At 58.6% G+C, this 14269-nt stretch carries 13 protein-coding genes; 4 read left to right on the top strand and 9 right to left on the bottom strand.

Going from position 1 to position 14269, the window contains the following annotated elements; translation table 11 throughout:
- The first annotated feature begins 152 nt into the window (after positions 1–152).
- Both BLT54_RS17910 and BLT54_RS17915 read left to right on the top strand, forming a co-directional pair.
- On the top strand, positions 153–1844 hold the full coding sequence (locus BLT54_RS17910) for an FAD-dependent oxidoreductase (protein WP_074646553.1): 1692 nt from the start codon (positions 153–155) through the stop codon (positions 1842–1844).
- Positions 1845–2621, top strand: a complete 777-nt coding sequence (locus tag BLT54_RS17915) for an SDR family NAD(P)-dependent oxidoreductase (RefSeq protein WP_074646554.1) — start codon at positions 1845–1847, stop codon at positions 2619–2621. It abuts the gene before it with no gap.
- A 23-nt stretch (positions 2622–2644) separates the two neighbouring features.
- Here the strand turns inward: BLT54_RS17915 and BLT54_RS17920 are convergent, their stop codons facing one another.
- The 9 genes from BLT54_RS17920 to BLT54_RS17960 all read right to left on the bottom strand — a co-directional run bounded on the left by BLT54_RS17920 (position 2645) and on the right by BLT54_RS17960 (position 12130).
- A complete protein-coding gene (locus BLT54_RS17920; RefSeq protein WP_198430614.1) occupies positions 2645–3376 on the bottom strand; it encodes an ABC transporter ATP-binding protein in 732 nt (243 codons plus the stop codon).
- Position 3377: 1 nt separating this feature from the next.
- Positions 3378–4127, bottom strand: coding sequence for an ABC transporter ATP-binding protein (locus tag BLT54_RS17925; RefSeq protein ID WP_074646555.1), 750 nt, complete (start codon positions 4125–4127; stop codon positions 3378–3380).
- Positions 4127–5098, bottom strand: a complete 972-nt coding sequence (locus BLT54_RS17930) for a branched-chain amino acid ABC transporter permease (protein ID WP_074646556.1) — start codon at positions 5096–5098, stop codon at positions 4127–4129. Before BLT54_RS17930 ends, BLT54_RS17925 begins: the two co-directional genes overlap by 1 nt.
- Positions 5095–5973 carry a branched-chain amino acid ABC transporter permease gene (locus BLT54_RS17935; protein ID WP_074646630.1) on the bottom strand — a complete coding sequence of 293 codons (879 nt, stop codon included), beginning with the start codon at positions 5971–5973 and terminating at the stop codon, positions 5095–5097. Before BLT54_RS17935 ends, BLT54_RS17930 begins: the two co-directional genes overlap by 4 nt.
- Before the next feature lie 86 nt (positions 5974–6059).
- A complete protein-coding gene (locus tag BLT54_RS17940; RefSeq protein WP_074646557.1) occupies positions 6060–7190 on the bottom strand; it encodes an ABC transporter substrate-binding protein in 1131 nt (376 codons plus the stop codon).
- 129 nt (positions 7191–7319) lie between these two features.
- Positions 7320–8447, bottom strand: a complete 1128-nt coding sequence (locus BLT54_RS17945) for an ABC transporter substrate-binding protein (RefSeq protein WP_074646558.1) — start codon at positions 8445–8447, stop codon at positions 7320–7322.
- Positions 8448–8517: 70 nt separating this feature from the next.
- The gene (locus tag BLT54_RS17950; protein WP_074646559.1) at positions 8518–9315 is read right to left on the bottom strand and encodes a shikimate dehydrogenase family protein; all 798 of its coding nucleotides are present in this window, start codon (positions 9313–9315) and stop codon (positions 8518–8520) included.
- Between the two features lie 137 nt (positions 9316–9452).
- A complete protein-coding gene (locus BLT54_RS17955; RefSeq protein ID WP_074646560.1) occupies positions 9453–10385 on the bottom strand; it encodes an NAD-dependent epimerase/dehydratase family protein in 933 nt (310 codons plus the stop codon).
- Positions 10382–12130, bottom strand: coding sequence for an FAD-dependent oxidoreductase (locus tag BLT54_RS17960; RefSeq protein WP_074646561.1), 1749 nt, complete (start codon positions 12128–12130; stop codon positions 10382–10384). The genes BLT54_RS17955 and BLT54_RS17960 overlap by 4 nt, the downstream gene beginning before the upstream one ends.
- 189 nt (positions 12131–12319) lie before the next feature.
- On the opposite strand from BLT54_RS17960, the gene BLT54_RS17965 reads away from it, so the two are divergent.
- On the top strand, positions 12320–13402 hold the full coding sequence (locus BLT54_RS17965) for a Gfo/Idh/MocA family protein (RefSeq protein ID WP_074646562.1): 1083 nt from the start codon (positions 12320–12322) through the stop codon (positions 13400–13402).
- A gap of 3 nt (positions 13403–13405) precedes the next feature.
- Positions 13406–14233, top strand: coding sequence for an IclR family transcriptional regulator (locus BLT54_RS17970; protein ID WP_074646563.1), 828 nt, complete (start codon positions 13406–13408; stop codon positions 14231–14233).
- The last annotated feature ends 36 nt before the right edge of the window (positions 14234–14269 follow it).

The raw sequence follows: 14269 nt of genomic DNA on the forward strand, positions 1-14269 counted from the left end.
TATCCTCCTCTTTGCTCCCAGTTCCTCCTCCGGGAGCACCTGTGAATAGTGCAATGAATATCGGCGTCCGTCCATTCGCGTGACACAGGGCATTTGCCATATCTCAACCATGGGAGGCGGCTGATCCGCGCCGCACAATAGGAGGAGATATCATGCAAACGCGTCTCAGGGATGGCACGGAATGCGATGTACTTGTCATCGGGTCGGGGGCGGGTGGGATGGCCACCGCCATCACCGCCGCCAAACAGGGGCTTGATGTCATCATCATCGAAAAAGCCCCGGTCTTTGGTGGGACAACCGCCTTTTCCGGTGGCGTTGTTTGGATACCCGGCAATCCCAATTGCCCGCCGGACGACATCGCGCGGGCGCGCGAATATATGAAACACGAGACCGGAAATTTTTATGATGAGAGCGCGGTGAACGCCTATCTCGACACCGGGGCCGAAATGCTTGCGTTTTTCGAACGCGAAACCGAGGTCAAATTCAGCCCCTCGCTTTATCCCGACTATCACCCGGATGCGCCGGGAGGGGCCGACGTGGGTCGTTCGCTGACGGCAACGCCCTATGACACCAGCGCGTTGGGGGACAACCTCAAACGCCTGCGCCCGCCGCTGTCGACGATCACCTTCATGGGGATGATGTTCAATTCCTCGAATGCCGACATCAAACATTTCTTTAACGCGACCAAAAGCGTGCGCTCTTTCGCCTATGTCGCCAAACGCCTTGCCGCCCATGCCGCCGAAGTGGTCCGCTATGGTCGCGGCACGCATGTGACCTCGGGCAATGCCTTGGCCGCGCGGCTGGCGAAAAGCTGTTTTGATCTGAACATTCCGATCTACACCGACAGCCCCGCGCGGGACCTTTTGACCGAACGCGGGGCGGTTGTTGGTGCCAAGATCAAAGGTCAGATGGGCGATGTGAGTGTGCGGGCACGCAAAGGCGTGGTCTTGGCCGCAGGGGGCTTTGCCCATGACATGGCAAAAATCCGCGAGGCCTATCCGCATCTCAAACGCGGCGGCGAACATCTCTCGCCCGTGCCCAAAGACAACACCGGTGACGGCATTGATCTTGGCCGCACGGTCGGCGGCCAGTTCGAGGTGCGGTTCCCGGAAACCTCCGCCTGGATGCCCGTCTCGAAAGTGCCCACAAAAACCGGGTTCAAACCCTTTCCGCATCTGATTGATCGCTACAAACCGGGCATCATCGGCGTGTTGAAATCCGGCAAACGCTTTACCAATGAAAGTGCCAGCTATCACGATGTCGGTGCCGCGATGATCAAGGCCTGCGAGGGCGAGACAGAGACCGCCTGTTGGCTGATTGCGGACCGTCCGACGATCCGCAAATACGGTCTTGGCTTTGCCAAACCCGCCCCGGTGCCACTCGCGCCCTATCTGAAAAATGGCTATCTTGTTTCCGGCAAGACGCTTGCCGATTTGGCGCGAAACGCAGGGATAGACGCCAAAGGGTTGGCGGAGACGATTGCCGCCTACAACAAGGACGCCGTGCGCGGCGCGGACCCCGAATTTGGCCGTGGGGCCACCAGTTTCAACCGCTATCTTGCAGACCCCGACGTGGGTCCGAACCCCTGCGTTGCGCCCATCACCGAGGGGCCATTTTATGCGCTCAAACTCGTTATGGGCGATCTGGGCACGTTTGACGGGCTGGCCACGACGGTCGAGGGCCAAGTGCTCGACACAGAAGGCACGCCGATTGGCGGGCTTTACGCAGTGGGCAATGACCGCGCCTCGATCATGGGCGGCAACTACCCCGGTGCGGGGATCACGCTCGGCCCGGCGCTGACCTTTGGCTACATCACAGGCCGTCATCTGGCGGGAGTGGCATAAATGAGCTGGATTGATTTTACAGGCAAAATCGTCGTCGTCACCGGCGGCTCGGGCGGGATCGGCCGGGCCATGCTGGACGCGTTCAAAGCCTTGGGGGCCACGGTGGTGGCCCTCGATTACCGCGCAGAGGACGCCGAAGCGGCGGCCCATGCGGTCGGCGGATATGGCTTTGGCTGTGACGTGTCCGACCTGCGCTCTGTTGAGGCGGCGGCGGGTCACATCGCCAAACTTGGCGGTGCGGATGTGTTGGTGAACAATGCTGGCATCCTGCGACCCGGTCCGCTTGAGGACCTGGCGATTGAGGATTGGCAAGCCATGCTCAAGGTCAACTTGGATGGCTGTTTCGTCACCGCTCAGAGCTTTGGCAAACAGATGATCGCCAAAGGGGCCGGGGCTTTGGTCCATGTCGCCTCGATTTCTGCCAGTCAGCCGCAGCCCTTTTCGGGCGCTTATTCGCCCGGCAAGGCCGGTGTGGCGATGTTGTCGCGGGCGCTGGCCTATGAATGGGGACCAAAGGGCGTGCGCTCGAACGTGGTCTCGCCCGGTCTGGTGCTGACCCCGATGTCCGAGCCGTTCTATGCCAATCTTGCGGTCAAAGCCGCACGCGAGCGCCGTGTGCCCACCGGGCGCATCGGCACCGCACAAGACATGGCCAATACGGCCGTCTTCCTCGCCTCGGCGCGGGCGTCCTATATCAATGGTCAGGAGATTGTGGTGGACGGGGGGCTGAGTCAAACCTTGATGGGGAGCGTCCCCCGTCCGGGATATACGGAATAATCTCAAAAAGGTGGGGGTGGCGATTACGCCACCTCCTCCATGTGACCACCAAGGAAAAGCTGGCCCACTCTGGGATCGCCCAGCAAAACATCGGCCCGCTCGTGCATCCGCATTTGTCCCAGTTCCAACACGATCCCATCATCCGACATCGCAAGTGCGGCTTTGGCGTTCTGTTCGACCATCAGGATCGTCACACCCTCGTCGCGCAGGGTTTTCAGGGTTTCAAACACCTCCTGCACCAGATTGGGCGACAGGCCGATCGACGGTTCATCAATCAACACAAGTTTCGGATCAAGAAGCAGCGAGCGCGCGATTTCGAGCTGTTTTTGCTGCCCGCCCGACAATTCAATCGCCTTGCGGTCCTTGAATTTGCGCAGCATCGGGAACTGATCCATGACCAGTTCCATCCGCCGTTTCACGCTGGGTTGATCGGATGAGGTGATCCCGCCCATTTCCAGATTGTGCCACACAGAAAGCTGCGGGATGACATTGCGGCCCTGCGGCACATAGGTGACGCCATGACCGATCATCTGTTTCGGCGTCGAACGCGTCACGTCTTCGCCATCAAACATGATGGAGCCCGATTGAATATCCAGCATCCCAAAAATGGCTTTGAACACCGTCGATTTTCCCGCCCCGTTCGGACCGATCACCGTGGTGATCGTGCCGCGCGGGATGGAAAATGTGGTGCCATTGAGAATGGTGATTTTGCCATAGCCCCCGTAGAGGTTTTTCAGTTCCAACATTGCCGACATGTCAGCCTCCCAGATATGCGTCGATGACGTTTTGGTTTGCACGGATGTCCTCGGGCGCGCCTTCGGCAATGATTTCGCCTTCGGCCAACACGATGATCCGCGTGCACAGCGACATCACGAATTCCATGTTGTGCTCGATGACCACAAAGGTCGTGCCATGTTCGCGGTTGTAGGTGATCAAGCGCTCTTTGAGATATTGCAGCATGGTCAGGTTGACCCCGCCCGCCGGCTCATCAAGCAACACCAACCCCGGCCCCGCCATAAACGCCATGGCCGCATCCAACAGCTTTTGTTGGCCATAGGACAAAGACCCCGCCATCTCGTCGCGCAGATGCCCGAGACGGAAGAATTCGATCATATCCTCGGCAGCGCTGGTCAGTCCCGCATCCGATTTGCCGAACAGGCGGGTGAACATCGTGCCTTGGTGCTCTTGACCCGCCATGATGATGTTCTCGATCACCGACATTTGCGGAAACACCGAAAGCTGTTGGAAGGTGCGGCCAACGCCAAGCCGGTTGAGATCATGCGCCTGTGCGCCTGCGACAGACTTACCATTGATCTGCACCGTGCCCGAACTCGGCGCCAGTTGTCCGAGAATACAGTTGAACAGCGTCGATTTGCCGGAGCCATTCGGACCAATAAGGCCCAGAATTTCGCCCTTTTGCACCTCGAATGAGACACCATTGACGGCTTTGATCGGTCCGAAATGCTTGGTCATGTCTTTGACCGATAGAACGGTTTCAGTTTGCATCACAACTGTGCTCCCTGTTTGAGATCGCCGCGCTCTTTGCGAGGTTTCATCGCGATCAGGAGTTTACGCCCAAGCCCTAAAAGCCCCTGCGGTGAGAAGATCATGACCACAAGCACCAGAAGCGCGTAGATGATGAGGTAATAGCCATCGGTAAAGCGCAGCATTTCCGGCAACAGCACGACAAGAGCCGCGCCAAGGATAGGACCGAAGAAATAGCCAGAGCCGCCGACAATCACCATGAGCAGGATTTTAAGCGACAGGATCAACGTGAACGAGCCGGGTTCGATGAACTGCACCAAGGGCGCTTGCAGCGCCCCGGCCAGACCGGCCATGGACGAACCGATGGCAAAGGCCAAAAGCGTCATGCGGGTTGTGTTGAGACCCAAGGAATTGGCCCGGATCGGGTTTTCGCGCAGGGCTTTGAACGCGCGACCCCAAGGCGAACGCAACATCCATGCCATCGCTCCCGCTGTCACCAGGAAACACACAACCGTAAAGTAATAGAACGGCAGTTGCTTCATGGTGTCGAACGGCCCGAACACCGGGCGCGGGATGCCGACAAGGCCAAGTGAGCCGCCTGTGAGCCATTCCTCGTTGCGCAAGACCAGAAAGACGAGCGCATTGAAGGCGAGTGTGACGAAGGCCAGAAAATGGTGTTGGACCCGAAGCGCCGGGTAGCCCAAAGCCAAGCCGATCAAGAAGGTCGCGGAGATCGAGCAAAACACCGCGACGAGCCAATGTACGCCCGCCATGGTCAAAAGTGCCGTGACATAGGCCCCGATCCCCATGAATGCGGCCTGCGCCAAACTGATTTGACCCGCGTAGCCGAGCGTCAGGTTCAGCCCCATGGCGGAGATCGAAAAGATCAGCCAGGAACACAGAATGTAGATGATATAGTTGCTCTGCCCTATCGGCGCGAGCAGGAGAGCCACACTAAAAGTGATCAGGAAAAGAATGCGAAAAGCGGTCATACGGTCCTCCCTTCGGACGTGCCCATGATGCCTTGTGGGCGCACCATGATGATGACGATGAGCAGGATAAGCGGGATCGCCGTGCGATATTCGGCAGAGATGTAAACGGCGGCCAGATTGTCCAGAACGCCGATCAAAAGCCCGCCGACCAGCGCGCCACGGATTTGGTTAAACCCGCCGACGATGGCCGCGATAAAGGCAATCATACCAAGCGTTTCGCCGTTGGAGAATTTGGCCAGATAGACCGGTGAAATCAGGATCGATGCGATGGCGGCCAAGGCACCGTTGATCAAAAACGTGTACATCACCATCCGTTTCACATCGACGCCAAGGATTTCGGCCACACGCGGATCTTGCGCGGTGGCTTGCATGGCGCGGCCCGTGCGGGTGCGTTGCAAAAACAATTGCAGGGCGATGATCGCGGCAAAAGCCACGGCAAGGTTACAGAGATCCTGAACCGACACCGACGCACCAAAAAAGTCCATCACATGCTGCGGAAACAGCGACGGAAAGGGCTGACCTTGGGCGGAATAAAATTCCTTGACGCTTTCTTTCATCAAAAGCCCCAGTGCAATGGTGGCGATCACCAAAGGCATCGTGCCATGCGGCAGCATCGGTTCAACCACCAGCTTTTTGAACATCGCGCCAAGGATCACGATCGACAGCACAAAGGCGGTCAGGATTGCCGCCCAAAGCGGCAGTCCAAACAAGGTCATCCCCGCCAACACGAAAAAGGCAGGCAACATGACAAATTCGCCCTGCGCGAAGTTGATGGTTTGCGAGGCCTGCCACAACAGGGTGAACCCCACGGCGGCCAAGGCATAGATCGCACCGGACGACAGGCCCGATATGAGGATTTGCAGGAGTTCGGCCATCGCCATTCCTTCCCGTTTTAGTGTTAAAAGATCCTCTGCTCCGATGGAACAGAGGTCGCGGAGCGGTGCCGCATGTGTTGCGAAACTCAGTTGGCGGGGAGAACTTCGGAGACCGTTTCGCGGCCATCCTTGACTTCCACCATATAGCTTTGGCGCGACACCTCACCGACGTCGTCCCAGCACATGTCGATCAAAACGCCGGGGTAGGTGTTGGCATCAAGACACAGCCCGTGCACAACATCGGCAAGTTTTTGACTGTTCACTTCGCCGACCATTTCCGTGCCGTATTTGATCGTATACGCGCCGATATAGCCCTTCATCCCGTTGTAATCGGGGCTATAACCGAAGCGCTTAGAAAACTTTGCCGCGAATTCTTGCACCAAAGGATCATCGGCGGCGATGGTGAGGGCGGCGTGGCTTTTGGCGCCATTGGCCGCCGGACCCGCCAGATCAATGACCTTCTCAGAGGTCAAAACACTGTCGCCAATGCGCGGAATGTCGAGACCCTGTTTGACAGCTTCCATCAGGAACCGTGCTGCTTCTTCTTGGGTGAGGTAGATGAAAACCGCCTCAGCGCCGGAGTTTTTGATCTTCAAAACATCGGCGGAAAAATCCGCTTGGCCCTGTTCAGAGGGCACATCCGCCACAACGTCCAAACCGGCCGCTTTGACGTTTTCAACGAAACTGTCATGGCCGCCTTTGCCAAATTCCGTATTGGCCCAAGCAACGGCCACTTTGCTCACCCCAAGCTGATCCTTGAGATAGGTCGCGATTTTGGGCATGCCCTTTTGCGCGCCCCAATTGGTGCGGAAAATATAGGGGTTGCCCTTTTGTGTGATCGACGGCGCCTCTGAGGCGGTGAATTGCGGGATGCCGTTTTGCTGAGCGACCAACATGTTCACCACAGTCGAAGACGAATACACCGTCCCCAACAGCGCAAAAGCACCCTCATCAATGGCCTTTTGCACCAAGGCGCGGCTCACCTGTGGGTCGGTTTGTGTGTCGTATTTTGACATATCGACCTGCATCCCGAGGATTCCACCCTGTGCATTGATCTCATCAATCGCAAGATCCACGCCATCGGACCACACCGACCCTGCGGCAGCCCCAGGTCCCGACAGTTCCGCAATATTGGCGATTTTCACCGTCTCAGCATGTGCGGACATCGCCATCATCATGACGCTCAGGCTCACACCCGCAAAAACTCTACGTTTCATATCCATTCCTCCCATGTGTTCCCCCGATGATTTGGATCATCAGAGCTGTGCAATCGGCTGGCGTCATAGCGCGCCTTTGCCGGATCACCCCGCGCCCCATCATATGAGGCGCAGGGCGGGCAGCCTGTCTCAGTTCGGCGGCAAAATGGTTGTGATGTCCTGTGCGCCATTTTTGACTTCAACCATGAAACTTTCGCGCGACACTTCGCCGGTTTCATCCCAGCAAATGTCCATCAAAACGCCGGGATAGGTGGCAGCATCCAGACAGGTGCCATGCAGCGCATCCGTCAGTTTTTGGCTGTTCGCCTCGCCAACGATCTCCGTGCCGTATTTGATCGCATAGGCACCGATATAGCCTTTGATCGCGTTGTGATCGGGGCGATAGCCAAACCGCTCGGTGAACTTCGCGCTCATTGCCTGCAACAGCGGCACGGGGGCGTCCGCCGAAAGTGCGACATGACCCAAGGCACCCTCGGCGGCTCCCCCGGACAGGTCGATGACCTTTTGCGACGCCAAAACCGTGTCGCCCACCATCGGAATGTTGAGACCTTGCTTCTTGGCCTCAATCAAAAACCGCGCGCTTTCCTCTTCGGTCAGATAAATAAACACGGCTTCGGCGCCAGTGTTTTTGATCTTGAGAATATCGGCGGAAAAATCCGCCTGGCCCTGCTCGGAGGGCACATCAGACACGACCTCAAGCCCCATCTCTTTGGCCACATCGACAAAGGCATCATGGCCGCCCTTGCCATATTCCGTATTGGCCCAAGCGATGGCCACTTTGCTCACCCCCAGACCGTCTTTGAGATAGGTGCCGATTTTGGGCATGCCCTTTTGCGCGCCAAAGGTGGTGCGAAAAATATAGGGGTTGCCTTTTTGGGTGATCGAAGGGGCCTCGGAGCCGGTGAATTGCGGGATGCCGTTTTGCTGGGCGACCAACATGTTCACCACGGTCGAGGACGAATACACCGTGCCCAACAGCGCAAATGCGCCCTCATCAATGGCTTTTTGCACCAAGGCGCGGCTTTGCAGCGGGTCGGTTTGACTGTCGTATTCCGACATATCGACCTGCATCCCAAGGATGCCGCCAGTCTCATTGATCTCATCAATCGCCAAATGCACCCCATCGGCCCAGACCGACCCAGCGGCGGCCCCGGCACCCGAAAGTTCGGCGATGTTGGCAATTTTAAGTGTGTCCGCCTGCGCGGCCCATCCCAGACCTGCGGCAAGCGCGGTCCCTGTCAGAAGTGTTTTCAGCATAGTATCCTCCCTGATTGATGCTGGTCGTTGAAACGGGGCTATGTGTTTTGTTTTCCCGCTTTCATTGCTGTCATGGTGTTCCTGTCATGGCGTTCACCAAAAGATCCGCTTGCGCGTTGAACATGCCAAGCCCGGGCATGGTGGCGCAGCCTTTGGCCTGCGCAATCGCAAGCTGCGGCGTGATCTCTGGCTTGGTGATGCAGTCGGCCACGAATTGGTGACTTTGATAGTTGTCGGCCTCAATCGGCAGCGGATCGCCTTCGCGCATCCCCACGGGCGTGGCATTGCCGATGAAATCATACCCTGTTGGGTCTGCCGATCCGGCCCCCACCTGTCCGGGAAACCGCGCATCAAGCCGTGCAATCGCGGCGTCGCGGCGCGCCTCATCCGCATCGTGAATCGCCAGATAAGCGGCACCGCGCGCGAGGATTTCATATGCAATCGCAGCGCCCGCGCCGCCGACACCAACCAAAAGCGCGCGTTTGCCCGCAACCTCATAGCCACAGGCCGCAACGCCGTTCAGATAGCCCTGACCATCGGTGTTATCGCCCTCCCAAGTGCCGTCCTCACGCTTGTGCATCACGTTGACGGAACCTGCGAATTGCGCGCGTTCGGAGGGGTGGTCGCATAGCGCGAGCGTCGCTTGTTTATGGGGCACGGTCGCGATCAAGCCGCGCACATTATGTGTCGTTTTCATCGCCGCCACAAAGGCCGGATACGCCGCCGCCGTCACATGCGTCGGAATGACAAGCCCATTGATCCCGCGCGCCACAAGGATTTCCGTCAACAGGCCCGGCGATTTCACCTGAGCAATCGGATCCCCGGCGATCGGAAACAACACGGTCTCCCCCGTAAGTGTCACGTCCATCCCGTCCTCCTCCCTGACGCGCCTCACGCAACGTCACCTCGCCCTCAAAATTGCAATCCTTCGCCGATTTAAGAATGGACGGCGCTCCATATAAATTGGACAATTCGCTAGACCCCAAAGTCGGGGCCGTCGCCCGTTCACAGACACGCAGCCTGTATGTCAGAAGTCGTGCGCCAATGGGTCAAAGTAGTGGCAATCCCCTCCTCCAAAGAGGTCACACGCAGCGCATCAAACCAATCAGAATGGCCCCCTCCTTGGAGCAATGCGGGTGTTTTAAGCCTTGGCCCCTCGCCCGAAACCGTGGCATCCGGCACCGCCCGCTTGAGCGCTGAGATAAAGTCATCAACCGTGGCCGAGACCCCATGCAGGTCATAGACCTGTGCCCCCTCCCAAGCGTCAAAAAGCCCGGCCACAAAGGCCCGTGCAACGTCTGAGACATGGACAAATCCCACGGGGCCGGAAAAATGAATTGTGGCAGATTGTCCAAGAGCCGCCGCCCGCAATGCAATCGACGGCCCGGCTGCAATGCCCCTGCTCTCACCGGGGCCATAGACGATATAGGGGCGAAATCCGACGCTTGGCAGGCCGTGATCCAGCCACGCACAGCGCGCCATGCCCTCAATCGCCAGTTTGTGCACGCCATAAAGGGTCTCAGGATTTGGCAAGATGCCCTCCCCCGATCCGTAGACCGCCGAACTCGACGCGTAGGTCAATCGCTCCACGCCGTTCTTGATCGCCAAATCCATCACCGTTTGACTGCCGATGAGATTCACCTGAGCGGCGCGCAGTGGATCGGCCTTGCAATCGACGGTCATCAGCCCAGCCAGATGGACAACCGCACCACAACCTTCCATCCCCCGTGCCACGTCTTCGCGCCGGGTCACATCGCCCGCAACGATCTCACAGCTCTGCGACAGGCCGCCCCGCACGAAATCAAGCGTCTCGGCGTTGGGATGTCGATCAAACACCCGTGGGCGCAACCCTTGGGCCGCGAGGTCTCGCGCGACGAAAGCCCCAAGAAATCCGGTCCCGCCAGTCACCAAAACTGGCTTGTCTTGCCAGCGGCTCATGATGCCATCCGATCAGTGTGGGCGGTCTTGCGCTGCGCCGCATGGGTCGCCGCGATCGAGCCAAAAACAATACCCGGACCAATGGTGATGCCGGGGCCGGGATAGACCCCGCCCATGATCGAATTCATATCCGCCCCAGCGGCATAGAGCCCGTCGATTACGGCGCCATTTTCCGTCAGCAAACGGGCGTTTTCATCGGTGACAAGACCCTGAGCCGCGCCAATATCGCCCGGATACAGTTTGACCGCATAATACGGCCCCTTGCCAATCGGGCGCAGGGTTGGGTTCGGCCCGCCATGGGTGGCGTCGCCATTGGCGCGCTCATAGACGGTTTCACCGCGGTGAAAATCCTGATCCACGCCCTGCTTTGCCATCTCATTAAACCGCGCCACGGTGGCGCTCAGGTTTGTGCCATCTATGCCAAGCTGCGCGGCAAGATCGCTCAGATCACGCCCCTCGGTCAGATAGTCCTCGGCGATGAACGGCCCAAAATCCTTGGTCCCCGGATGGATCATGCCCATGCCGTATTTGCGCGCCGCTGCCGCGTCGGCAATGAGGAACGTCGGAATATGCGACCCGTCCTTATCGGCGGCATACATGGCAGAGACGAATTCGTGATAGCTACGGCTTTCGTTGACGAACCGCTTGCCGTCGCGCCCAACCGAAATGATCCCCGGTTTGGAGCGGTCCAACACGAAATGCGGAAACGCGGCTTCTGTGCCGTCTGCCCGTTTGCGGATCGACACCGGCGCCCAGTAACATGGCTGTGCCGCACTATCAGAATAATGCGCACCAAGCCCGAGAACGATGTCATGCAACTCCCCGGTGTGACCGGGGGCGGCGGGCGACACGCGCGGCGTCGGCGCGGGCATCATGGTCTGACGTTTGACTGGGTGACGGGCAAAACCGCCGGAGGCCAGCACCACCCCTTTGGTCGCTGTGATGTCGAAAGACTGCCCGCCTTGCTCCAAAGTAAGCCGATACGCCCCCTCTCCGAGCGGCGTCAATCCCGTGGTTTTGGTCTGGGTGACAATCTCAACCCCGCGCTTTCGCGCCTCATAGAGAAACCGCCCGATCAAGGCATTGCCCATCAACAGACGCGTGTCGCGACCATGCGCCCATTTGCGCAAACAATAGCGTGCGACGATGCGAATCGAATAGGCCAGCGAGCGCAGGCTTTTCTTCATCTTGAGCAAATGCGCGATGTCATCCCGGTCGATCTGCATCCCGCCCAAAATAGTGAATTCCGGGATCGGTGGACGCACGAGCTTTAGGTCATCGCCCAGCAGCGCGCCATCAAAGGGCACAGGCTCAAGCGCGCGACCAAAGGCGGTCGAGCCTTCGAGTTCAAACAAGTAATCGGGATGGAAAGGACGGCCCCGGAACCGGACGTTTGTCTCATCCTCAAGGCGATGGATCGCGCCGGGGCCGCGTTTGACAAAGGCCTCGCGCAGGGCACGCGGCGCGCGGTTCCCAACAGCACGATCCAGGAACGCCAGAACCGTCTCTTCGCTGTCTTTCGCCCCCAATTCATCACGAAACCGGGTGTTCGGCACCCATGTGGTTGCCGCCGACAAAGCCGAGGTGCCACCAAGAAATTCTGTGCGTTCCACCAGCAAAACGCGCGCGCCTTCAAGAGCCGCAAACACGGCAGCAGACAGGCCCGCCGCCCCTGCCCCAAGAACGACCACATCGTAGCTGGCGCCATTTTCGAGCTGTGCGCCAGAGCGCGATTCTTTTGACATAGATCCCTCCCTGAGCGCTCAAGTCTCTCATTTAACAAGACTTTTATAACAAACGCCCTCGTTCTTTCATCAGCATGTCTTAAATTAGAAACTCTTTCAACTTTTAAATCTTGTTTTATTTTTAGCTTTGGCTGATATAGTTCTGGAAAGCACAGGCGCTCCGAAACGCCCGCCTGAGGGAGGACACGCATGACACAGACACGATTGGCCATTGTGGGGGGCGGCATCATTGGGCGCACCCATGCCGATGCGATCCGCGCCTGTCCCGGCACCGATCTCGTCGCCATTGTCGATCCGTTTGAATCGGGTAAATCCCTTGCCCAAGATTTGGAGTGCCCCCATCTGGAAACGCTCGCGGCCCTGATTGAGTTGCGTCCAGACGGGGTGATCATAGCCACGCCAAACGCGCTTCATGTGCCTCAGGCGATGACATTGATCCGCGCGGGGATTCCTGTGCTGGTCGAAAAACCCTTGGGCGACACGGCCCATAGCTGTGCGGCTTTGGTGGCCCTGTCAGATCGCACAGGGGTGCAGGGGCTTGTCGGTCACCACCGTCGCCACAACCCCATCGTTCAAGCCGCCAAAACGGCCATCACCGAGGGTCGATTCGGCACATTGGTCAGCGGCACAATCTCCGCCACGCTCTACAAGGATGCCCGCTATTTCGATGTTGCCTGGCGGCGGGAACCGGGCGCGGGCGGGCCGATCCTGATCAACTTGATCCATGAAATCGACCTTGTGCGGCATTTGTTTGGCGAAATCACAGAGGTCACGGCCCTCACCTCAAATACCCAACGCGGCTTTGACGTCGAAGACACCGCCGCCGTGATCCTGCGCCTTGAAACCGGCGGGTTGATCACAATTTCTCTGACCGATGCGGGTGTGGGACCATGGTGTTGGGACACGACCGCAGGCGAAAATCCGGCGCGGTTTCCGGCGATGCCCGCCGTCTCGCATGTGTTTGCCGGGACACAGGCCGGGATGAGCCTGCCGGATCTGTCGCTTTGGACCCATGAGGGTCCGCGCGATTGGACCATGCCTCAGATCAATCGGCCGCTCGATCTGGTCACAACCGACAGCTATGTCGAACAAATTCGTCATTTTTCCGCCGTGATCAAAGGCGATGAAACCCCGCGCATCACCTTGTCCGATGGCGCCCGCAACATAGCGGTGATCGAGGCGATCCATGGGTCCATCACACAAAGACGCCCTGTTCCGCTTGGCACACACAGGATAAACACGTCGTCAAAGCCAAAAGCGATGATGGAGTAAGCGATGTCCGGTGTGATGGAGAGAACCCTTTCGATCCTTGAATTTCTTGGGAAACATCCCGAAGGCGTTCAAGTGAGCGCGATCGCGAGCGAGCTGGATATGCCCGCCTCGGCAGCGCATCGGTTGCTCAAAGAACTGTCGCAATACGGCTATGTGCGACAACTCAGGACCCAAGGCGATTACGCTCTCACCATCAAACTCGCAGGCATCGGGTTGGCGTTTTTGGCCCGCACCGGCGTGCCCGATATTGCACAGCCCATCCTTGATCGCTTGGCGGCGGATTCGCGCGAACTTGTGCGCCTGTCCGTGATTGATGGCGAGGATCTTGTCTGGGTCGGCGTGGCACAGGGCGCGGTGGCGGGCCTGCGCTATGACCCCGGTCGCGAACAGGGGATCAAGGTGCATTTGGCCGGCTCGGCGGGTGGACATGCCTGGCTGTCAACACTGACGGATGAACAAGCACTTGAGAAAATTGGTGCCCAAGGGCTGCGGGCGGATTTTGCCATGGGGCCGGGCGCGCCTACGTCGATTCCAGAGGTGCTGGCCTCGCTGGCTGACACCCGCAAACGTGGCTATGCCACCATGTCCGACAGCTATCATGCCGGGATGGCGGCGATGGCTGTTCCCATTTTTCGCAGCGAAGACCATGCTGTGATCGGCTGTCTGTCCATCGCCGGTCCGGGTGTGCGTGTGACGCCCGAATTGATGGACCAATTCCACCCGCTTCTGCGTGAAGCCGCCGATGAAATTGGCGGTGCGTCAGAGGCCTCCTTCTTTTTCAACCGCAATCGGGCCCTGCCCGCAGAGACCGAAACCCGTCAGGCTGGCTGACCGCAAGGTCCTGTCATCTGACCCGAATGCGCGGAC

The organism is Celeribacter baekdonensis, assembly GCF_900102315.1.
Classification (GTDB): domain Bacteria; phylum Pseudomonadota; class Alphaproteobacteria; order Rhodobacterales; family Rhodobacteraceae; genus Celeribacter; species Celeribacter baekdonensis.